Origin of the sequence: Ohtaekwangia sp. (assembly GCF_036786105.1) — a bacterium.
In the GTDB taxonomy this organism is placed as follows: domain Bacteria; phylum Bacteroidota; class Bacteroidia; order Cytophagales; family Cyclobacteriaceae; genus Ohtaekwangia.
In genome coordinates this window covers 148,953-171,667 of the sequence record NZ_DAIQRQ010000003.1, presented here as the reverse complement: position 1 = coordinate 171,667, position 22,715 = coordinate 148,953, and the positions used below count along the sequence as shown (strand labels likewise).

Annotated in this window: 14 protein-coding genes; 3 read left to right on the top strand and 11 right to left on the bottom strand. The window is 45.6% G+C overall.

The features are described from left to right. Positions 1-3 precede the first annotated feature (3 nt). Positions 4-873, bottom strand: coding sequence for a decaprenyl-phosphate phosphoribosyltransferase (locus V7Q33_RS02735; RefSeq protein ID WP_333818822.1), 870 nt, complete (start codon positions 871-873; stop codon positions 4-6). A 96-nt stretch (positions 874-969) separates the two neighbouring features. On the opposite strand from V7Q33_RS02735, the gene V7Q33_RS02730 reads away from it, so the two are divergent. Continuing rightward, positions 970-2,562, top strand: coding sequence for a hypothetical protein (locus tag V7Q33_RS02730; protein WP_333818821.1), 1,593 nt, complete (start codon positions 970-972; stop codon positions 2,560-2,562). On the opposite strand, the gene V7Q33_RS02725 is transcribed toward V7Q33_RS02730, so the two are convergent. Then, a complete protein-coding gene (locus V7Q33_RS02725; protein ID WP_333818820.1) occupies positions 2,504-3,505 on the bottom strand; it encodes an endonuclease/exonuclease/phosphatase family protein in 1,002 nt (333 codons plus the stop codon). The two genes, V7Q33_RS02730 and V7Q33_RS02725, sit on opposite strands and share 59 nt — an antisense overlap. A gap of 626 nt (positions 3,506-4,131) precedes the next feature. Here V7Q33_RS02725 and V7Q33_RS02720 point away from each other — a divergent pair. Continuing rightward, entirely contained in the window at positions 4,132-4,941 is an 810-nt protein-coding gene (locus V7Q33_RS02720) for a class I SAM-dependent methyltransferase (protein WP_331981004.1), read from the top strand. 7 nt (positions 4,942-4,948) lie between these two features. Here V7Q33_RS02720 and V7Q33_RS02715 read toward each other — a convergent pair whose 3' ends face one another. From V7Q33_RS02715 to V7Q33_RS02675, 9 genes are all read right to left on the bottom strand, one after another. Continuing rightward, complete coding sequence (locus tag V7Q33_RS02715) at positions 4,949-6,136, bottom strand: acyltransferase family protein (RefSeq protein WP_333818819.1); 1,188 nt, start codon at positions 6,134-6,136, stop codon at positions 4,949-4,951. A 26-nt stretch (positions 6,137-6,162) separates the two neighbouring features. Next, the gene (locus tag V7Q33_RS02710; RefSeq protein ID WP_331981008.1) at positions 6,163-6,906 is read right to left on the bottom strand and encodes a TolC family protein; all 744 of its coding nucleotides are present in this window, start codon (positions 6,904-6,906) and stop codon (positions 6,163-6,165) included. A 5-nt stretch (positions 6,907-6,911) separates the two neighbouring features. Further along, positions 6,912-8,468, bottom strand: a complete 1,557-nt coding sequence (locus V7Q33_RS02705) for an O-antigen ligase family protein (protein WP_333818818.1) — start codon at positions 8,466-8,468, stop codon at positions 6,912-6,914. Between the two features lie 63 nt (positions 8,469-8,531). Then, positions 8,532-9,755: a glycosyltransferase gene (locus V7Q33_RS02700; protein ID WP_333818817.1), complete on the bottom strand. Its 1,224-nt coding sequence runs from the start codon at positions 9,753-9,755 to the stop codon at positions 8,532-8,534. Next, positions 9,752-11,092 (bottom strand): flippase, encoded by a 1,341-nt coding sequence (locus V7Q33_RS02695; protein WP_331981014.1) that lies wholly within the window; start codon positions 11,090-11,092, stop codon positions 9,752-9,754. Before V7Q33_RS02695 ends, V7Q33_RS02700 begins: the two co-directional genes overlap by 4 nt. Before the next feature lie 17 nt (positions 11,093-11,109). Continuing rightward, positions 11,110-13,320 carry a GumC family protein gene (locus V7Q33_RS02690; protein WP_333818816.1) on the bottom strand — a complete coding sequence of 737 codons (2,211 nt, stop codon included), beginning with the start codon at positions 13,318-13,320 and terminating at the stop codon, positions 11,110-11,112. A 55-nt stretch (positions 13,321-13,375) separates the two neighbouring features. Beyond that, complete coding sequence (locus tag V7Q33_RS02685) at positions 13,376-14,629, bottom strand: hypothetical protein (RefSeq protein ID WP_333818815.1); 1,254 nt, start codon at positions 14,627-14,629, stop codon at positions 13,376-13,378. After that, entirely contained in the window at positions 14,623-15,633 is a 1,011-nt protein-coding gene (locus V7Q33_RS02680; protein ID WP_333818813.1) for a PorP/SprF family type IX secretion system membrane protein, read from the bottom strand. The genes V7Q33_RS02685 and V7Q33_RS02680 overlap by 7 nt, the downstream gene beginning before the upstream one ends. 10 nt (positions 15,634-15,643) lie before the next feature. Next, positions 15,644-21,412, bottom strand: a complete 5,769-nt coding sequence (locus tag V7Q33_RS02675; RefSeq protein ID WP_333818811.1) for a tandem-95 repeat protein — start codon at positions 21,410-21,412, stop codon at positions 15,644-15,646. Between the two features lie 103 nt (positions 21,413-21,515). Here V7Q33_RS02675 and V7Q33_RS02670 point away from each other — a divergent pair, with 103 nt between their 5' ends. Then, positions 21,516-22,697: a glycosyltransferase gene (locus V7Q33_RS02670; RefSeq protein WP_331981024.1), complete on the top strand. Its 1,182-nt coding sequence runs from the start codon at positions 21,516-21,518 to the stop codon at positions 22,695-22,697. Positions 22,698-22,715: the final 18 nt, after the last annotated feature.

The window sequence follows — 22,715 nt, the reverse complement described above, 5'->3', positions numbered from 1 at the left end:
TGCTTACACGTAAATGATCAACAGGAATGTAATAATGAAACCCAGAATGGTGCATTGGATGAACCGATCGGTGAGCAGGATCTTGGTAGGCGAACCGCTGTCATTTTTTACCAGGGTGATCTGCATGTAACGAAGCAAGCCAGCGAACACAAACAGGGCTGTAATATAGAGATAATCGCGCCCGATGCGGAGAACTACTTCTTCCGAAATGGTATACATGATATACGAAACCATGATTACTCCCGAGATCAGGGCAAGGCATGTGTTGATGAACTCAATATTGTATTGTCTGACCGAAGCACGCAATGCGGTGCCGGAAGTTTGTGCCAATACCAGATCGTCTCTTCGTTTGGCAAACGCCAGGAAGATGGAGAGCAGAAACACCATGATGATAAGCCATTGCGAGATCACCACGCCAATGAGCACGCCACCCGCTACAGCGCGTATTAAAAAGCCCGATGACACCATGAAGATATCCACCAGCGAAATGTTTTTAAGCCCCAGGGAATAGCCGATGTTGACAGCACCGTATACGGCCACGAGTATTGCAAACGTTGGTACCTCGGATAGTGTATATGACCACCCCAGTGAAACGATGAATAACACGGCCATGATACCGAGTGCTAATCCGGGCGATACCTTACCGGATGCCAGTGGCCGCTGACGCTTAACAGGATGAAGCTTGTCCGCTTCAATGTCGCGATAGTCGTTGAGAATATAAATAGCCGATGCCATTAGGCAGAAGCAAAGGAAGCCTTCGCTCAGCAACACGAGCACATGTATATCCAGCAGTTGGCCAGCAAAGAATGCAGGTATGAAGACGAAAAGATTCTTGACCCAATGATGAATTCGAAGGAGGTAGAAGAAACGCATTATAACTAACTTTTATTACTGTAAAATTATTATTATTACTCTCACGTCCAAAAGGTTAAAACATTATCTTTAGGTTGGTTTTAATCAAAAAAGATTGTGCAAGATAAACACTTCAGGTACCTCGATCTGGTGATCTGTGTACCCTTCATCATCATCCCTCTGTTCATCAGCCTGCCCTATCGTGTTAACATCTTCCTGTCATGGGAAGGCGCCTACAGGCTCTCCATTGGTCAAGTTCCTTATGAAGATTTCGGATTGCCCATGGGTATTTGTTACTGGCTTATCCCGGCTTTGTTCTTCAAGCTCTTCGGTCCCACGTTTCTGTCGCTTGTAAAAGCACAGATACTCATTAACCTGATGAGTATACTTTCCTTGCGCGGTATACTTTATAACCTAAAAGTGAAGCCGTATACCATTACATTAAGTCTGCTGGTGTTCTGCCTCACCTATGTGTTGTATAACTTCTGGCCATGGTATAATCACTCCGTTGTGGTATATGAACTGGTATCGTTGTTCTTCCTTACCAAGTCATTTACCACTGACAGGCTACGTTCCAAAACAATATGGCTTATACTCGCTGCCCTGTTCTCATCTGTTACATTCTTTACCAAACAGGATGTTGGCGCTATTGGTATATTGCTTAGTCTGTTCCTGCTCGGTTATCGTGCGCTGCTCGACAAAGAGAGACTCCCGGTAATAACGTACCTCGGTGCAGTAGCAGCGATCAGTATCATCTCTGTACTTCCTTTTTTAAAATATGGCTTTTTATACTGGTTTAATTACGGCCAGCCACCCCACAGCTCACGCCTCGACATTGTATTGTTACTGAATACATTTCTGGAAGAATCGATTGTAGAGAAAACATATATAGCGCTTATTCTCGTATTGCTTTTCGTCTCCTTCAGAAGTATACGCGAATTTATAGAAGACCGAAACCAGTTTATGCTCACAGCCATATCGGTGTGCATGATCGCGCAGGCTATTGTTACCAAGATGACGAGCCCGTTACCAACCGATCACATGACGTACTATCACGTATTCGGTTTTGCGTGCATCCTGAATTTCTTTCCCTGGCAGCGCTGGAATTCATTCGCGAAGCCCGCGTTTGCTATGTTGGTATTGGTGATGCTGATATACTCTGCCGGATACTGGAAATATGTATCGGATATTCTGCACATTCACACCAAAAAACCGGTAACGGCTAAAGCTGTTCCGAAAACATCGGTCTGGAAAGGAACGGCTTCTTACCCTACACTGAAACATGTTACGTTACCTGCCAGTACCATTGCCGGTATCGATAGCCTGGCCAGGCTTCCGTTCATTCACAAACCAGGATTAAAAGTATTGAACATGTCGGAGATAACGTTTCTGGCAAAAGAGTTCGGCTATACTCCCCTCACCAGTCATCCGCTGTGGTTCCATGTAAACATTGGTATGTTCCAAAAGCAGATCGATGAGATAAACGAGCGCGTACGAGATCATTACTACGATGTTGTTCTCTTTGAAGATATACCTAGCCTTACCGAGTTCTATCCCTATAAAGTGCGTGACGAATTACGCAAGTATTATATACCGAACAATAAATTCCTGGCTCCGCGTAAGCTGGAAGACTCTTCAATCGAAGTATTCATCAATCCCGATCTTGCAAAACAATATCTGCCTCAATCGGAAAATGGTCAGACAAAGTAATATCATGGTAAGCCTTGTAGCTGCTAAACACCACGCCATCGCTGGCAAATATATTGTCGATGCGTACCGGTGAGCCCAAGAAGTTGTAGGTATAGGAATAGCCTGTGCCTGCATCTTCAAAAGCATTGCGCAGTTTATGCGATAGCGTATGGTATACATAGCTGTGGGGCGGCTCGTTCAGATCACCACAGAGTACAACTCTATAGGGCGATTCGTCAATGAAATTTCGTATTAGCTTGGCGTGGTAACTCCTTGCCATTAAACCACCTTTTATATTTTTCAGCTTTCGTAATCGGGAGGCTTTGTAAAAATTATATGATTTAAGGTGGACATTGATAACGCGAATGGTATCGTGATTGATTACTACATCGGCCCAGATAAGACGGTTGAATGAGTTGAACGCAAACTCCCGCTTGCCCGCAAATGCAATGGGGTAACGCGATATAATAAAAAGCCCGAGGCTGTCGCCTTCCAGAGTCTCCTTCCCGGAAAAGTAACGATAGTACGAAGGCAGTATCTTGTAGAAGTTGGCAGGCACTGTTTCCTGCAGGCATACTATATCCGGATGCACATCGCTGAGCCAGGAGGCAAATGCCGTTAATGTCCCGGTATACTTTTGTGATCTATCGAAATAATTAAGCGCGTTTACATTGTATGAAATTACCTTAACGGTTTTACGATCGCCCGCACCTTCCTTATGCAGCCCCAGGGAGAACATGCCGTTGGTAATAACGAGGAAGAGTACAATAACTGCTGCCGGTGCCAGTGACCAACGGCTTTTCTGAAAGAGGAAATATACCAGTGCTATAGCCGTACCTATCAGGAGAAACGGAGTTGCTAGTGTTGCAAAGCCAGCCGGATAAAACTCATCCGGAGGAATATATATAGCTACAACGGCTATTGCTGCAATAGCGGTTAACAATAAAAACAGCCTTTTTGTCATTTATGAAAATAATGAGGGGTTAACTTTTTAAGTTGGTAAATATCAAGGAAATCTATCTCGATTTATGAATATTCTTATAGCCTTCTTTCCCGACCTAAATAAGCATGTTATACCAAATAAATACTCATGATGTAAACATTAAAAACAGTTGTGACATGAAAAACTTTCCCAATAAAATTTATTAACCTGTCCGTTGAAGAGCTTCGGGGTGTAAAAAAAGATTTGTCCGTGTTCCAATCGCATGGCCATCTTCACCACTATCGACTGGCCACCCAGACGCACTCAAGTGTCCACAGGGCCGGAGCCGCGAATTGCTGGCACTATATTATTACACCAATGGTCGTCCTGCCAGGTGAGATTAACGCAGGACTTGAAAACCATTCCACACTTTTTAAAGCGCGCCCTTACCAGGATCAGTCACGAATTTTCGCGAAGGAAATTATGAAGCAGATAACGCCGCCCATTTTGTATAATGCTGCCCGGAAAATTACCAGGTAAATAACACAAATTGGGTATTTTTCTTAAGCAAGCATGTTATATATTAGCATGCTTGTTTATAGTTTAATTGTAATAATAACCTGCCTGCATCTGACTCTGTTGTTCAACAGGCTTTAATCTACCTAAACATGAATTTCACTTACGGAAGAACCCAGTACGTTTCGAGCGATCGAATGAATCGAGCTCCTATTGTCTCGAAAATGGTTTACAATGTCTTCGGCTACACGAATGTCGGCAACTATGCCCGGTCGCGCGTGTTTATCCGATTGTTACGCACCTTGCCTTTATCATCTTTCAAAAGGATTATAGACCTCGGTGCCGGCCTCGGAGAGTTTACATTTATGATGGCGGAAAAAATGCCACAAGCTCAGTTCACGGCTATTGAAATTTTACCGGAACGCGTTCACAAACTGCGGCAGGTGGTGAAGCAGCTTAATTTTAAAAATGTTGAAGTGTTCCCCGAGCTGATTGAAAAACTTCCCGACAATGAGGCGTATGATTTTGTGTTTGCTGTAGATGTATTTGAACACATCCACAAAGAGCAAATGCCCTTTAAAGATTGTTATGCCAAGCTTAAGCCGGGCGGATATCTCCTGGTAAAAATACCCAACATTAAACAGCACACGCTGCTGCCCGAAAGCCTCTTCGAAGATCACCAGGAATGGCTGGATCATGAGCACGTTGGGCAGGTATACGATCTGGAAGGATTGAAGCAGCGCTTTATAGAAGAAGGCTTCACCATTGAACATGCTTCCTATACTGACGGCATGCTATCGCGCATTGGCTGGGAGATTGGCTTCCTAAGTAAAAAGGGAGGTTCTATTGTGCAGCTTCTGTGCCTGCCTTTATGCAAGGCGCTGGTGCACCTCGATCGTTTCCTCTATTTCCCGCGCAATACCGGAAACGCTATTCAGGTTATCGGCAGGAAGCCAGCTTAGCGCATCGCTAAGCTTCTTCCTGTTTTACCGATGCAAATCGGCTCTGTATACTTTTCTTCAGTCGCTGCGGCCAGTCCTTATACATACATGGCTTTTCGATCAGCAGGAAAAACCCTATGCTGACAGCCAGCAGGAATGGCGTAATCAACAACAACTGCACTAAATAGTTGATGGTGAACGAATGTGTAACCACAATATTCTTGGTAACGCGTACAAAGAATTCTATAAAGGGCAGGTGCAATAAATATATAGTATAGCACATCCCTCCTATGGCGGTGATCCATGGCAAGGTAAAGAACCGGTTCAGCCAGGTTGATTTAAAGACTGAGTAGAACAGCACAAACAACGCGACAATAAACCCGATGCGGTTGATCAGCTCGTGATTCCAGCTCCACGTTACAATCATCACGATAAAACTGACAATAGCGATATAATTAAATACAGTATGTTTCCTGATGCCCTCTTTCCATTCGGTAAGGTATAGGTCGGCAAAGATAAACCCGATGAGGAAGTACTGCAGGTGGCCCAGAATAGTAAGCTTGGTAAACTGATGCAGAATGCAATAGTGCTGCTGCAGCAACATTATTATCAGTATAAATCCCAACAGCAACGCTCTGCGCACTGCGGGCGACCTGGGTTTGAAGAACAACAATGCCAGGAAAGGCGCCAGTACATAGAACTGCACTTCAATTTCCAGCGTCCATACCGGAGGGTTAATGAACGTCCAGCCCTTGTATATAATATTGTGCAGGTAAAATATACTCGCAAAGTAATGCGGTATGATATCGCGGAAGGTATAGAATCCCATAAATACAACCGCAATGGCAAAGATTGTCATTACCAGAATGTAAGGAGGTTCAAGGCGCGTAACCCTGCGCCAGTAGTAGCTCTTCAATTCTATTTTCCGGCCACCGTACAGGCAGTAGGATGCGAACGGCAATCCCAGTATAAATCCACTGATAACAAAGAATATATATACCCCTATAAAACCGCGGTTGGTAACAAAGTGCGTAAACGCAAACTCGTTGCCAGGTGTAAATTGCGTAGATGTATACCGTTCGTAGCGTTCGCTCAAGTGCTGCACCACCACCGGAAATATAGCCAGGAACCGAAGCCCGTCAATCTCCCTGATAACCTTTCCGCCTGACGTTACCCTGGTTAGTTTCTCAGGAAGGTTTTTTAAAAACTGAAGCATGCCTGAATCTCCCCCGCTGTTCTCCCTTAAAAATCCTGCTTCGCCTCTTCATCAAGGCGTGCCAAAAATTCGGTATATCCTTCAATCTCTTCCAGACGCACACCGGTAAATCCTTCGAGATTCAGTTTCTCCTGGTTAAATTCTGATTGTGCCTGAATCAGATCTTCCGAGCGGCTATAGTATACCTGCAAGGCAGCTCTTAAACGCTCAAGGTTAATTTCGTTGGTCTGGAATTTCTTCTCAGCTTCTTTATACATCTGGTAATATTCTTCCTTCACAAACTGGCGCAGCTTTATGATTTTGTAATTCTCCTTCATACGCTCTACACTTTGCAATACTTCTTCGCGTATAGACAGCTTTTGTCCATTCACTACGTGGTTGGCATTCACCATGCGGTAAGTAGCCAGCTTGGTTTTCTTTGGCATCTGCACAAAATCTCCCAGGGAAACACGTACACCAAAGTTATAGCGCGGATAGTAGATGGAGCGCTCGTGCGATGCAGGCGCTACTGTAAATTCGTTTAGGTTTCCTACGCCATAGATATTGTCGAGCCACGACCACTTGGCCATGGAGCGTTCTGTTTCAGCAATCTCAACATTCTGCTGTGCTACTTTTACAGAGGGGTGGTTTCGCCAGGCCAGTTGCACCAGGCGCTCATCAAACGATACATTTGTAATCCGATCCGGTATAATTACTTTGTTGTAATCCACCGTCTGGGCAATCATTGCCAATGGTGCAAAGGTAAAGAGGAAGATTGTAAAAATTTTCATATGGGTTATTCTTTGTAAGTTGCTTCGTCAATTTCACGGAGACGCACCAGCATCGCCATGATGGCATAAAAGATCAATATAGTGGGCACCTGTATCAATACCTGCTGCGGATAATTACCAATCACCAGGCTAAACACTACTGCCACCAGTGCAGCCATATAGGCTCTTAACTCGGGCGATCGCGTTCGGTAATAATTTCGTATACCCACTATCAAAATCACAATAAAGAACACGCAATACAACAGCAGCCCAACCCAACCCAGCTCTACCGCTACCCGGACATAACCACTGTCGGGAGCAAAATCGGCCAGCATCGATCCGGGCGAAAAACGTTGCCCCCATATACCGATACTGCCCAGCCCAGCCCCAAACGGATGCGACTGAATAAAAGGCTTGATGAATGCCTGGCTTCGCTCGCGTACCTGGAACGATGGGTCTTCACTCGGCTTGAATGCAGAACGTATACGCTCCAGGCTGTTTGTGCTCAGAAAAGGTCCGAGGCTTCGTATACCTGAAAATATAACGAACGCTCCCACCGCTAATCCAAACGCTGCAAAGGCCAGCGTTCGTGTCTGGAATGTGAGTAATGCATAGAATATAAATCCGGCCGGCAGCATGGCATACGCCGTGCGCGTTCCGGCATAGATCATGGCAAGGCCCATAACCGCAGCACTGAAGGCCAGAAATACCTTGTAAAGAAACTTAAACGGCCCGGTGAGTAGTGTGATACAGAACAATGCCGAGAACGACATCAGTACACCATATACCGTAGGATCGTTAAAGAACGAGAAGATACGATAGCGGCCCCAGTTGAAGATCAATTTATACCGGAAGTCATCCGCTGCTACCCAGGCTTTTTCAAACGGCATCATCCCGTGAAATTCCTGGAACAGGCCGTAGAGTCCGCCAATCAGTGATAATACAATCCATATATTGATCAGCACTTTGAAGAAGCCTACACCATCTATAGCATACAGAATAATGAAGTAGAAGATCATAAGGATGGCTATACCGCGAATCACAAAGATCCAGGCTTGTGTATTGGCAATCGGGTTGAAGAACTCCAGTACGTTGAAGATAATCCATGCCCACACTACAATGCTGATGGGATTGCTGGCTAATGTATAATCGCCAGCCTGCCATTTTCGCACCAGCAGCCCGATGAGCATAATTACCAGGAACACATCAAGTACAATACCCAACGGTATACCTGCGGCAAAGCGGTTGAATCCCTGCAGGAAAAATGAGATGATGAAAAGTACAACAATGCCGAATTTCAGGTTTACCACCGAGTAGAGCACGGCCGGTATACCTACTATAAGCCCGATACAGATAAAGCCGAATACCGGTCCGAACCACGAAAAGGCAAACGCCATTCCCACAGAGGTAAACAGCAGCACAATATAAAGCAGAGGCGATCGCAGCAGACTCTTACCTTTACCAGGGCCGGAAAGAGAAAATATACTCTTGCCATCCTCGGGCTGGTCTGCCGTAAAATCCAATATATAGTCTTTCTTCTCCTGCACGTTTAAAATACTATCATGAAAAAGAAAATTGCACATACGGCAATGCTCATGGCGATAAGCACCCACTCCATGGCCTGATGATGAAATGGAATTTTATATTTAGCCATATACAGGTTGTCCGTTTTTCAAATAAGGTGAAACCATTTCCCAGAAAGATTCTACTCTTGCCGTCCACGTGTTGTGGGCTGCCACCTGCATGCGTTGTTCTTTCTTCTGGGCAGAGTCGGTTAGAATCTCTTCCTGCACACCGCGAATAAAACCATCGGGTGAGTTTTCAATTCGTATGGTATTTCCAAAATCTTCCAGGTCTGGCGAAAAGCCTGTAGTAACAATGGGCTTTCCTGCCGCCAGGTATTCATTCAGTTTTAGCGGATAGATACTTGCTGTCAGGTTGTTCCGTAAAAACGGAATGATCGCACAGTCTATAAATTTCAAGTATGCCGGCAGTTCTTCAAAAGGCTTTTTCCCTGTAGAGATAACATTGGGCAACCGTTCCAGTTTTTCCTTGTCAGCCTCATGCTCCGGCCCTACTATCAGGATAATCTTATCAGCGTGCGCGCGGGTGAGCTTGTTCAGTAATTCGTAATCTATCCTGAAATCTACATGACCAATATAGCCAATTATTTTCTTAGACTCCAGTCCGTCAAGCTCATTTGGCCGCAAAAACGGCTCGTATATCGCTTTTTGAAAGTGATTGAAATCGGCTGCATTCGGCAGGCAGAAAACATTCCGGGTATACTGCGAAGCCATCTCGTATAGTTTCTTCGAAGTAGTGATGGTAACATCATACTGACGCATGGCATCTTCTTCCAGAGATTTGCCATGCTTGCCTATATATTTCGACTCGGCTATATTATCCACGCAATGATATACCGTAAGCTCAGGATTGAATTCTTTTACATCCTGCAGGTAAAAAGGATTGAACGAGTTAATGAAGATAAATCGTTCTATTCCATACTCTTTTATCGTCCTGCGCAGTGCCTGGTTTACTACATGGTTGTTTACCTTTGAGAGGTAACTATATAATTTACCATACGGAAAAAAGTTGATAGGGATCACCGCCTTGGGGCGTATGTTGATCAGGTTTGCATTATCAGTATAGATCTGTCGCCCAACATGACGGCCGGTAAGCAGCGGTGTAATGCGCGACTGTATCTGGTGATGATGCAGATTAACCGCTACATCTTTCAGGGTAAAGGGATTGTCGATATAAAAGACGCGGTTCTTGCGGGAGAGCTCTTTCGCCAACGAAAATGCCGTGGATGCATACGGACCATCCCAACGCGCCAGTGCCAGCATAACGATATCGGTTTCTTCTCTCATCCCTGTAACCTGGTTTTTAATTTCTTCTGAATGAACTGAAATGCCACGCCGTAGTAATGAAACATGTAATGGAATATCTGCTGCATCTCAATGCCGAAGATGCGCGTAAGCATGGTGTTGCCAACCAGAAAAACAATAACATACGAGAGCAGTGTGCCATAGGCCGCTCCTATCATACCGAACTGTTGTATAAATATATAGTTGCTGGCAATGTTTATAAACACGCTGGCCAGCATGAGCGCAAAGTTGAGCTGCGGCCTTCCGGATGAATCCATCACAGTACCGAACTGCCGGTTGAAGGGAGTAAATATTCCATACAGAATGGTAATGCGCAGAATGGTTGCTGCTTCATGATATGATGGACCTGCTATAACATAAATGATCAGATCGGCAAACACTAACGTTCCAATCACCACAGGCAGTGTGAGCGCCAGGGTAAGGCCTACGGATTTTTCGTAGAGTAACTTGGCTGCACCATCGCCTTGGGAACTGGTACGGAACGCGCTCTGCGGATATACTACTTCGGCTACTGAAGTGCTGGGGTATTCTATAAGGTTGGATACGCGTATGGCAGAGTTATACAACGCTACAATGTTGGGACTGAGAAAATACCCTACCGAAAATTGATCTACTGTTTTGAATACGAGCGAACATATATTGGTGCCCATCACATACTTTCCAAAGCCCAGTACTTTCTTTACAATGGCACCATCCAACACATAGGAAATATGAATGAACCGGCGCGCACAGAAGTAAGCACAGATAAGCCCCACCAGCGTGCAGGCGGACTGCACCAACACGAGGTCGATCAGCGAAATCTCTATTTTCAACAAGCAAATGATCAATACCGCTATAAAGAAACTTCCCTGGCGCAATACCGTGCTCCAGAATATACCGCTAAAGCTGAACTTGGCCTGTTGAATATAGTTGAACTGCGAGAACGGTATCAGAAAGAAGATTGTAACACCGTAGTATACGAACATAGTGCCGATGTCGGGTATATGAAACATGTTGCTGAGCACACCGGAGAAGCCGGCGAGCAACGCATAAATAACAGCCGAGTATATAATGTTTATGCTGAACGAAGCGAGCACGATTTTGCCTTCGTCATCCGGATCGCTGGTGTGGATCAGTTTGATCACAGCATTCTGGATCAATCCGTTCCGCGACATTTCAATGATGGTGGTAATGCTGATAAACAATGCCCATGCACCAAACTCCGCCTGTGAGAAATACCGGATAAGGAAATAGAAACTACCGAAGCCAAAGATCAGCACCGATAGCCGGTAACCCATGGAGTAAAAACCAGACTTAAGCCAATACGAGTTTTTGCCCATAGTTATCTAGCCGGTAACTAAACTGATAGATCTTTGAGTTGAACCTTATTCAATACAGAGCCCAGCAATTTATCTTTTATCGATTTGAGGTAATTGATTGACTCTTTATCGAGGTGATTAAGATTCGTGTTGGCATCGAACACAGCAATGACTTTGTCTACATAGTCGATCAGCTCTTTCGAATCAGAATACTCGTTGATAGACGGTCCCTCCAGAAATATATAGTCGTATTGCAACGACAGGTTCGCGATCATCTCTTTGAAGTCGCGTCCGGCAAGAATCTCCGAAGGTGAATCGGTTCCGCCTATATTTCCTATAATATCAACGCCTTTAAATTCGGTTTTGTATATAATGTTGTGATTGTCTTCCGGCATTTCTTCTTCGGCATCTTTACCATTCAGCAACAATGTTTTGTCATCTACACCGCGCTTTAACAGTCTGCGGTTGTCTGTTATCGGCAACAACAGTTTGGTAAGCGAGTTGCGTTTGAAATTCGTATCGATGATCAGCACTTTCTTATTCACCAGACTCAGCGTATACGAGAGGCAAATAATCATGAACGATTTACCAACCTGCGGCTGCGTGCTGGATACGAGGAAAACTTTTCCATCCGATTTCTGCACTTCATAACGAAGCTTGCGCAGGAAGTGTACAAAGGTTCCCGATTCTTTATCGGTAGCTTTGGAGTTAAATGTTTTACGCAGATCAAATCCTTTGATCTTGATAAGATTCAATGAGCCTATCGTAGTAAGACCGGTGAGTCGTTCGAGGCGCACGGGTATACGAATAGTCATGTCGGCAAATTCAATGAGCAACAATACGGTTACGCAGAATATAAAGCTTCCTATACCGGCCAGCGCTACAATGAGAATGCCTTTGGATGGTTCCGGTTCGCGCGCTGGCTGTGCTTCCAGTATCTGACGGATGGAGCTTCCTACCACCAGTGCTTTATTCTTGGCAGCACTATATTTGTCCTGAGCATCGAGGTATTCTTCAGAGGCTACCTGCACATCGCGTTGAAGTTCCGATATCTTCGCTTCTTTGGTTGCAAAGCCTGACACATCGTATTTCAGTCTGCGCAGCGATTGATCTGCTGCCCGCAGGTTTGCTTCGGCAATCTGCAGTTTCAGTTTTACATCTTCGTATTGTGTTTTCAGATCAGCCGATTCGTCTTTGTCTTTTGCTTCGTTCAGGAAATCCAGGCGGCTGATCTCGAGTTGTAATTCATCGCGCAGTTTACCGAGTGTGGCACGCTCCTGCTCGGTGCCTGTGTTGGTAATCTCGCTGATGCGCCTGCGCAGATCAATGATGCGCTGGTTGATCTGAACCACTTCCTGCTGATTGAGCTGGGTAGTGTTCTGCAGTTTATTTTCCAGTGTTGCTTTTTCCAGGCGAAGAGCATTCACATTCTTTTCTTCATGTTCCTTGTTCAGTTCATATTCCGTGATCTGCGAGATTTTACTTTCGCTCTCGGCACCGTAGTTGAAAACGTTATTGTTTACCTTGTAATCGTTCAGCAACGCTTCCTTCTCATCCAGGATACGCTTCTTGTCGCGTACAACGCTTTCAAGAAATTCAAGTGATTCGGAAGAGCGGTCACCTTTCAGCACTTTGTTATAGCGGATAAACTCCGCGCACAGTGCATTCACTGCATCTGCCGACAAGAAAGGATTTTCAGAACTGAAATCAACCGAAATAAAATCAGAAGTAGTTAAACGCTTGATCGTGAATTTTTCAGACAGCGACTCATAGTCGTACTCATACGCTTTCAACAGATCAAACAAATTATAATCCATAGGATCGGATGTATTCAGCGGTTTGATCTCTGCAGCACGCGCCTTGAGTATTTCTTTGGCTTTATTGAGAAAGGAAGGTGTAAGTGTAAAGTTGAGTTCCTCTTTTTGTTTGTCGGTAAGCCCGCGGTAAGGCATATCGCTTTCCAGGTCGTGCAACATCAGTTTGTATGAAACCAGGCTCAACACAGGAAGTGAGTTCATCGACTCGATCACGTTGGTGAAACGTGTGTTTGTTTCATAGGAATTGGAAGACTCATCATTCAGTTTTACCGCATCATCTGCTGTGAAGCCCGTAGCCAGATGAGCATAGGAGGAGTAAACCTTATCCATACGCAGCACGAGAATAACAGCACATATTACGGCGATGATCGGGAAAACAATTAACACCCAAAGTCTGCGCTGAAGAGTCTTTAAAATAAGATAGAAATCCATCGGTACAGGGTTACATCAAAATTACTAAATTAAATACGGTAAATATCATATTCCGTTATTTGTAAAAAAGAATATCTACCTGTTCGTCAGCCGAAATCGATGTAGCATTACTGCGTTCTACACCAAAGGTTATACGGGACCCCACGATCCCTCCTCTTTTCAGTTGATTCAATATCACCAGCAATCTTTTCTGGTAAATTTCAAGCGATGCTGCTGCTGCCGGCTTGTGAGCCACCAGGTGAACTTTAATATTGTTGTAAGGAGCAAAAGCAGCAGCCAGTTGCATCAGTTGCTGCACTTGTTTTTCCGAGAGCAAAGCTGAATTTGGTTCGAATGTATACGTCCGGATTGCTTTACCTGCTTTTGCATTGATCTCTGCTTCTGTCAAATAATTACGGGTATCTGTTACCAATTCCTGCACAGCCGGTTTCACCATCTTCACACTATAAATATCTGCGTTGCCACCACGGTTACTGGAAAAAAATGCGACACTATCGCCATAGGTCGAGAAATATGCATCGAAGTTCCTGGAGTTTACTTTTTCACCGAGGTTGTGCGGCACCGACCACGTCTCCCATGAATCATACAGCCGGTCGCACACCAGGATATCGGCATCGCCCGATCCGCCATGTCCGTTGCTTGAAAAATACAGCTTGCGTTTATCCTGCGACAAATACGGCGCAATTTCAAAACCGGTGGTGTTGATGTTCGGCCCGAGATTCTTCGGTTTCGACCACGCACCCGCGCTATTCTTCGTGCTCACATATAAATCTTCTTCTCCCAGACTGTCGTCACCTTTCATCGAGATGAACATCACGTCCTGATCGGGCGAAACAAAAATACCGAGGAACTGTTGCGAGTTAATATCTTCTACCGGTATCAATTCTGTGCTGCCCCAGTTATTGCCGGTTTTCTTCGCCACGTAAATGCCTTTTGTTCTTTTGGATGCGGCTGTATTTAACAGATATAGTATATCGCCGGTATTGTTGATGCCGATCACTACATCGTTATCGGCAGTGTTCATAGTGAACTTACTGTTATCAGCCTTGCCCCACTCCAATGATGTGGCATCATACCGGCTGGCCCATACATCCGAACCGGCATATTGACCACCTGTGTTTGAAGGCGATAGCGAGCGGGCAAAAAACAGCGTGTACCCGTCCCGTGATAAGAGCGGCATGAGCTCCTCTGCCGTTGAATTAATGTTTGCCGAAAGCTTCTTCGCATCACCAAATTCCAGGTTCTGCGATTGTCCCCATGCAAACGAGGCAAGCATCATCAAAAATATACCTGTACTATACTTTACCATGTGTATGCCCGCTGTCCTTTAAAGTTATTGAACCGTAAGCCCAGTACCAGATCGTGACTTCCATCATTGAATTTACTCAGCCCTCCTACCGACATTTCGTATGAATAGCTTACGGCAAACGTTTTGGTAAAATCAAATCCCAATAAAAATACCAGCGCCTGTATATCCCGGTAGGTTGCACCAAACCATGCTTTCGATTTTAAATAACCTTTTACACTATAATCCAACAATACTTTATGATCGGATTGTACTACCGCGAGCACACTGGGCTTGAGCATGAGGTCTGCACTTACCGGCAATGCAAAGCCTGTGAGCACTGATCCCTGATAAAATTTATTGGTCTGGCTAAAGTTTACATCCGAATTTTGAATAACCGTATTCATGATCGGGAAGTACGATACACCGAGGTAGAACCCTTTGCTATAGAGTAACAGACCACCGCGAAGACTAAACTCCGAATGTTTAGTACTGCCCTTCATGAGCTGATTGTAGTACGGATCAGGATCAGGGCTTTCGCCGAGATAAATGCCGCTCATGTCAAGCTGTGTATTTTCCAGGAATGCTGTGACACCCGCAGCCAGCCTGAACTTGCGCGATACAGGATAATTAAATGCGTACGACAACCCTCCGCCCAGGCGCTTGATAAGACCAACCTTTTCACTGAAAACAGTAACGCCCAGCCCGTGAATGATGCGCTTGCGTTTGGGAACAAGATTGGAAAGTGAACTTGCATTGGCAGGGCGAAGTGCATTGGTAGTAAGATCAACGGGTTGCTTTAATCTGAAATTGGCAGCAAGGTTTACAAACTGAGGCGAGTTCGATCCATAGCCAGCCATCTGGTAGCGATAACCGAAACGCACATCGGTAAATTCATCCACACCCACAAATGCAGCGTTGTATGCCGACGCAAACTGAAAACCCTGACCGCTGTTGGGTATATACTGACCATGCACCTGCTGCAGTACAGCTATTAACAATAACGTTATAATGTAAAGTATCTTCATGAACAATCGCTCACCGTAAAATAGTTACAATGCCTTTATAGGTTATCTTGTTATAGTTCAGATTAATGGTATAGTAATAGGTATCCGGTGGCAACAGTTCACCATTCAACATACCATCCCATGGCTTTCGAAAACCGATGTCTTCAAATACCAATTTACCGCGCTTGGTATAAATACGGATCTCAGCCGATTTATACTGATCTACACCCGAGTCTGCTTTCTTGGAAGACGTGATCACCCACACATCGTTGTATGCATCGCCGTTGGGCGTAAAGGCGTTGGGTATATCGATGCCTTCAAACGTATAGATTAACTGGATGTAGCGATCCTTAACCGTGCTCAGACTCTCGCCATCGTTCAACGCTATACTGAGGCGTTTGGTCTTCAATTGTATATCGGTAAGATCGATATAGTTATATTGTATGCTGCGCACGGCCTGTATATATTCCTGTACGGGTGCTTTTCCGGAAAGCAGCAGCTCGCCTGTCAGTTCATTATAGGTGCCGGTAATAGTAGCCGTGGGTGTAAACAGAAGCCGGTCGTGTTCAGTTTCAAAATTCTCGGTGCGGAACCGCAGCTCGGCACCGGTGAGACTGTCGGAATCTACATCAATAGCGTTGAACAGCGCAGTCATGGTCACGGGGTCTTCGCTGCCCAATTCATACTTCAGAGAATCTGATTCCAGGAATGTGATCTCCGGCGGATCGTTTACCGGGTTAATGGTATAATTTATGGATGCGCTGGCGGCACTATAGCTCATGCCATCGCTTGCGAGCCAGTAAATAGTATCATACCCATCGTAGTTCCCGGCAGGCTGGTATATCACATTGGCTATAGATGTAAGAGGAACCTTCGCGTTCACAGTAAGCGGTGTTGCATTTACTACTAAATTTCCGTGCCCGGGTAGTTTTGTAAATTGAATCTCGGTAAGCGGGTTTCCATCTGCATCGGTATAGGCGTTGGTAAAGCTCTGCGCTTGAAGCGCCGTGGCTATATCTTCATTTATAGCAATGGCAAACGAACTGATCACCGGGCGGTGATTTACAACCAGGGTATATTGCTGCTCATCCAGTATGGTGGCACCGTCTTTTATCTGCAGGCGCACAATGCTGCTGGCGGGTGCATTGGCAGGCGGTGTTCCGCTCAGCTTCGCCTGGTTCTTGCCGGTGGAGGTAAGCGTTGCCCATGCAGGTTTCTGTGCAGCGGCAATGGTCAGATTATCGACCACATCCGTCATGGTAATGGCGTATTCGTAGAGCTCTGATTCAACAGCTACTGTAACCGGTGTAGAGGTAAAACGAACATCCACCACATCCACCGTAAACGTGCGCGAAAATTCATTGAGGCCGGTATCTACCACTTTCACTACAATGTCGGTAGAGCCTGATTGATTGGCAGCCGGCTGATATTTTAAAGTCGCTGTAGCAGCCGTTCCATTATACGTTATGGTTGGATTGGGAATTAGCGTAGTGTTACCCGAGGTAGCCGAGAGCAGCAATTGTTCTGACTCGCCCGGACCAGGAGATATACCGGTAATGGTAATGGTCTTTTGTGCTCCGTTGCGAAGTACACGCTGCGGATTGGGAAGTATCGCATCAAACACCGGAGGATCGTTAACAGGCGTTACGGTAACGGTGATGGCAGCGGTATTAGAGGTAGCGCCTGTGTTATCATTTACGCGATAGCTCACAGTTGATGTGCCAAAAAAATCGGCTGCCGGTGTAAAAGTTACCTCTCCCGCTGCGTTGGCGGTAAAGGTTCCGCCGGTTACGGTGTTGGTATTCTGTATGCCGCCTGTGGCGGTGTTGAGATCAATAGTAGCATCGTTTATTGTTCCGTCAACATCAGTATCGTTGGCAGTTACGTCAAATTTTATGCTGGTATCTTCTGGTGTAGTCACGGCATCATTTACGGCTACCGGTGCGTCATTCACGGGTGATACAGTAATAGTAATCGTAGCTTCATTTGAAGTAAGTCCACCATTGTCGTTTACAGTATACGAGGCGGTAGCCGTGCCGTTGTAGTTCAGCACAGGAGTAAATACTACTACACCCGGAGTAGCCGTACTGGCGGTAAATGTACCCGCTGCGGTGGTTATGGTATTCTGAATGCCGGCTGCTGATGGGTTGAGGTCAATCGTAGCACCGTTTATCGTTCCGTCCGGATCTGTATCGTTGGTGATAACGTTGATACTTAACGGAGAATCTTCGTTTGTCGTGCCGACATCGTTATTAGCCACCGGCGGATCATTAACTGCCGTTACCGTAATTGAAATCGTAGCAGCGTTGGAAGTGGCTCCGCCGTTGTCGTTCACGCGATACGTAAGCGTGGCCGTACCATTAAAGTTTACAACGGAAGTAAACGTTACAATACCTGAAGCATTTACAGTCCATGTACCAGCCGCGGTAGTACGCGAATTCTGTATACCACCCGTAGCAGGATCGAGGTCTACTGTAGCAGGATCAATCGTGCCATCCACATCAGTATCATTACTTACTACATTTACCGAGAGTGCCACACCATCGGATGTACTGCCCGCATCGTTATTGGCGACCGGTGCATCGTTCACGCTATTAATCGTGATCGTAACAGTAGCCTGGTTGGAAGTCGCCCCTATATTGTCATTCACCGTATAGGTAATGCTGGCTGTACCATTGTAATTCAATACAGGTGTAAAGGTTAATATCCCCGAACCATTTACAGAGAAAGTTCCCTGTGCGGTAGTTATCGAATTTTGAATGCCGGCAGAGGATGTATTCAAATCCACTGTGGCTGCGTTGATTGTTCCATCCGGGTCAGTATCATTCGATACTATATTGAGCGTGGCAACTGCATCTTCGTTGATCGTGATGGCATCGTTATTCGCTACGGGAAGACTGTTTACTGAATTAACCAGTACACTAACAGTGGCCTGATTGGAGGTGGCACCGTTGTTATCTTTTACCGTGTAGGTAACAGACGCTGTTCCATTAAAATTCAGTGCAGGTGTATAGGTAACATCGCCCGTTGAGTTTACCGTAAATGTACCGGCCGCTACTGTAATAGTAGTTTGTGTGCCGGATGCTGCCGGATTCAGATCTACTGTAGCAGCATTCACGGTGCCATCCACATCCAGGTCGTTGGCTACTACGTTCAGCATTACCGTTTGATTTTCATCGCCGGTAGTAAGATCATTGTTGGCAATGGGTGCATCGTTCACCGATGTTACCGTAATAGTAATGGTTGCAGCATTGGAAGTAGCACCAACATTGTCATTGACGGTATAGGTTGTTGTTACTGTTCCGTAGAAGTTAACGGTGGGTGTAAACGTGATCACCCCCGAAGCGTTGACGGATAAAGAGCCTCCGCTTACGCTGAAGGTTGTTTGTATACCGGCAGTGGCCGGATCAAGGTCAACGGTGTTTACAGCGATAGAACCATCTACATCCGTATCGTTATTCACCACGTTCAGCGTTGCCGGTGTATCTTCATTGGTAGTAACAGCATCATTCACAGCGACCGGTGCATCATTTTCAGCTGTTACGGTAACAGAAATAGTAGCGATGTTGGAAGTCGCCCCACTATTATCATTCACGCGATAGGTAAGCGATGCGGCACCGCTGAAATTAGCTTTTGGTGTGAATAACACAGCACCGGAAGCATTTACACTCCATGAACCAAATTCATTAGACATGGTACTTTGAATGCCTCCGTTCGCAGTGTTCAAATCGACCGTGGCGACATTGATCGTTCCATCTACATCCGTATCATTTGTAGTTACGTTGATGGTAACCGGGGTGTCTTCATCCGTTGTAATAGCATCGTTGTTGGCTACCGGCGCATCGTTCACAGGCGTTACGTTAATGGAGATTGTAGCAGCATTGGAAGTAGCGCCATCGTTATCATTTACGGTATATTGCAGTGTAGCCGTACCGTTATAATCGGTGGCTGGCGTAAAGGTTACCACGCCCGATGCGTTTACCGACCAGCTTCCGTTGCCATTGGTAATGGAAGTTTGTATACCAGCCGAAGTCGTATTCAAATCGACTGTATTCGCGGCAATGGTACCATCTATATCCGTATCATTTGTCAGAACGTTGATGGTAACCGCCGTTTCCTCCGGAGTTGATCCTGAATCGTTGTTGGCTACGGGTGCATCGTTCTGATCAGCCACGGTTACAGAGATCGTAGCCTGGTTTGATGTAGCGCCGGCATCATCGTTCACGGTATACGGAAGTGTAGCGGATCCCGAGAAGTTTACCGCCGGGGTAAAGGTCACATCCCCCGAAGTATTGACACTCCATACCCCCGCCCCTGTTGTTTTTGTTGTTTGAATATTGGCAGCGGCTACATCGAGATCTACGGTAGCAACATTAATCGATCCGTCTATATCAGTATCATTGTTTGTAACATTGAACGTCACCGCAGTTTCTTCATTGGTGCTGGCATTATCGCCATTGGCAACCGGAGCATCGTTTACCGGTGTTACGTTTATAGTGATGGTAGCAATGTTGGATGTGCCTCCGCTATTATCATTCACTGTATAGGTAAGTGTAGCATTGCCATTAAAGTTAGTGGCTGGCGTAAAGGCCAGGAGCCCGGTAGAACTCACCACCCAAGTGCCGCCTCCATTGGCATTGGAATTTTGAATGCCAACAGTACCCGGATCAAGGTCAACCGTAGCAGCGTTTATGGTACCATCAACATCCGTATCATTTGATACAAGGCTAATCACCACAGCCGTTTCTTCCGGTGTTGACCCGCTATCATTATTGGCAACCGGCAGATCGTTTACCGATGTTACGTGGATGGTGATTGTTGCCTGATTGGAAGTTCCGCCTGCATTGTCATTCACCGTATAAGGCAATGTTGCATCGCCGTTAAAATTCAACTTTGGTGTAAAGGATACTACACCGGAAGCATTCACACTCCAATCGCCAGCGCCCGTTGTTTTGGTTGATTGAATATTGGCAGTGGTTACATCGAGATCCACCGTGGCCGGATCAACCGTGCCATCTGCATCGGTATCATTGGAGAGTACACTCACGCTGGTCGGTGTATCTTCAGGAGTAGTCACTTCATCATTGTTCGCTACCGGGAGATCGTTTACAGCGGATACCGTTATGGTTATTGTAGCAATGTTTGATGCAGCGCCGTTGTTGTCATTTACTACATAGCTGCCCGATGCTGTGCCTGAAAAATTTGAAGTCGGTGTAAAGGTTACAGTACCACTATTATCAACTGACAACGTTCCACCGGTAACGGCAGTTGAATTTTGTCTTCCGTTTGTCGTGGGGTCAAGATCAACCGTAGCAGCATTGATTGTTCCGTCTACATCAGTATCATTGTTGGTGATTGAAAAAGAAACGGGCGTATCTTCCGTTGTACTGGAGGCATCATTGGCGGCAACCGGTGCATCATTCACCGCATCGACCGTAACCGTGATGAGCGTTGCCAGTGAGGTAACCCCCAGTGTGTTTTGTACAGTATAAGAATTCGTAACGTCACCATTAAAATTTGCATCGGGAGTAAAGGTCACTACACCGGTAGACGTGTTGGCAGTAAAAGTACCACTGCCCGAGATAGTATAGGTAGATTGAATCCCATCGGCTGTCTGATCAAGGTCGATGGTAGCTGCGTTGAACCCGAGCAAATCAACATCGTTTGCCAATATATTAATATCGACAGGCACATCTTCATCAGTCGTGGCCGCGTCAGGCAACGTAACGGGTACCTGGGCAAACGTATACCCACCCGATAATACTAATGCACAAAGTAATATTTGGCGCAAAAAACGCATATTCCAACTGTAGACCTGCAAAAATAATTAAATTAATAATACTTCTATCCTCTCTGAATTTTAATTGTAACTCGTAGTTTCGTGGTTTAACTACTCAAAAACAATGTTTAGCATCATTTCGGGTATCTTTTGGATCGGCATACTTGTAGTCGGGTATACTTATGTAGGGTATGGCATAATAATTTATATTTTTTCGAAGGCAACCCGCCGAACAAACGTTGTAGACATACCGCAAAATGACCAATTGCCAGCGGTAACCCTGCTCGTAGCCGCTTATAATGAAGCCGATATCATACGGAATAAAATCGCCAACACACTCGCGCTTGACTACCCGAAAGAAAAACTGGAATTATTTTTTGTAACGGATGGCTCAACTGACGCGACTCCGGAAATCATCAAAGAATTTCCTGCGATACAATTATTTCATTCCAACGAACGAAGAGGAAAGATTCACGCGGTGAACCGGGTGATGAAGTTGGTAAAGACCCCCATTGTGATCTTCTGCGATGCCAACACTGATTTGAACGAAAAGGCTATACGCAAGATCGTGCGCCACTACGTGGACGAAACGGTGGGTGGTGTATCAGGAGAAAAAAGAATTTTCAGTAAAGATAAAGATAACGCATCCGGATCAGGCGAAGGAATGTATTGGAAATATGAATCGTTCCTGAAGCGTAAAGATGCTGAAGTATACTCCATTGTAGGCGCTGCCGGTGAGCTGTTCTCCATGCGAACCGCTTTATATGAAGAGCCCTCTCTGGATATGATCATTGAAGACTTTTACCTGTCATTGCGTGTGGCCGCCAAAGGTTATCGTTTTGCCTATGAGCCTGAAGCGTACGCCATTGAAACGGCTTCGGCTTCGGTAGGTGAAGAATGGAAACGGAAAGTAAGAATCTCAGCCGGAGGCTTTCAGGCCATGGCGCGACTCTCCTATTTATTAAACCCATTCCGCTATGGCATACTGAGCTTTCAGTATATATCGCATCGTGTGTTGCGCTGGACGCTTGCTCCATTCTTTCTGCCGCTGATCTTTTTGAGCAACCTCTGGCTGGCCTGGGCTGGCCTGCCCTTTTACCAGGTAACGCTCGCCTTGCAGGTATTCTTTTATGCGCTGGCTATTGCCGGTTACATGCTGCGCGACAAGAAGATTGCCATTAAAGGATTCTTTGTGCCCTACTATTTTATGGTGATGAATGTGTCGGTATATTTTGGGCTGAACCGTTACCTGCGCGGAAAGCAATCGGTAGTGTGGGAAAAGGCCAAACGTGCCACAGCATCCTGATGCTCAAACACATTCTCT

Coding starts and splice junctions, on each gene's coding strand:
- V7Q33_RS02690 (WP_333818816.1), bottom strand. CDS start 13,320: ATGGATTTCTATCTTATTTTAAAGACTCTTCAGCGCAGACTTTGGGTG.
- V7Q33_RS02675 (WP_333818811.1), bottom strand. CDS start 21,412: ATGCGTTTTTTGCGCCAAATATTACTTTGTGCATTAGTATTATCGGGT.
- V7Q33_RS02680 (WP_333818813.1), bottom strand. CDS start 15,633: ATGAAGATACTTTACATTATAACGTTATTGTTAATAGCTGTACTGCAG.
- V7Q33_RS02735 (WP_333818822.1), bottom strand. CDS start 873: ATGCGTTTCTTCTACCTCCTTCGAATTCATCATTGGGTCAAGAATCTT.
- V7Q33_RS02670 (WP_331981024.1), top strand. CDS start 21,516: ATGTTTAGCATCATTTCGGGTATCTTTTGGATCGGCATACTTGTAGTC.
- V7Q33_RS02720 (WP_331981004.1), top strand. CDS start 4,132: ATGAATTTCACTTACGGAAGAACCCAGTACGTTTCGAGCGATCGAATG.
- V7Q33_RS02705 (WP_333818818.1), bottom strand. CDS start 8,468: ATGTGCAATTTTCTTTTTCATGATAGTATTTTAAACGTGCAGGAGAAG.
- V7Q33_RS02725 (WP_333818820.1), bottom strand. CDS start 3,505: ATGACAAAAAGGCTGTTTTTATTGTTAACCGCTATTGCAGCAATAGCC.
- V7Q33_RS02710 (WP_331981008.1), bottom strand. CDS start 6,906: ATGAAAATTTTTACAATCTTCCTCTTTACCTTTGCACCATTGGCAATG.
- V7Q33_RS02700 (WP_333818817.1), bottom strand. CDS start 9,755: ATGAGAGAAGAAACCGATATCGTTATGCTGGCACTGGCGCGTTGGGAT.
- V7Q33_RS02695 (WP_331981014.1), bottom strand. CDS start 11,092: ATGGGCAAAAACTCGTATTGGCTTAAGTCTGGTTTTTACTCCATGGGT.
- V7Q33_RS02715 (WP_333818819.1), bottom strand. CDS start 6,136: ATGCTTCAGTTTTTAAAAAACCTTCCTGAGAAACTAACCAGGGTAACG.
- V7Q33_RS02685 (WP_333818815.1), bottom strand. CDS start 14,629: ATGGTAAAGTATAGTACAGGTATATTTTTGATGATGCTTGCCTCGTTT.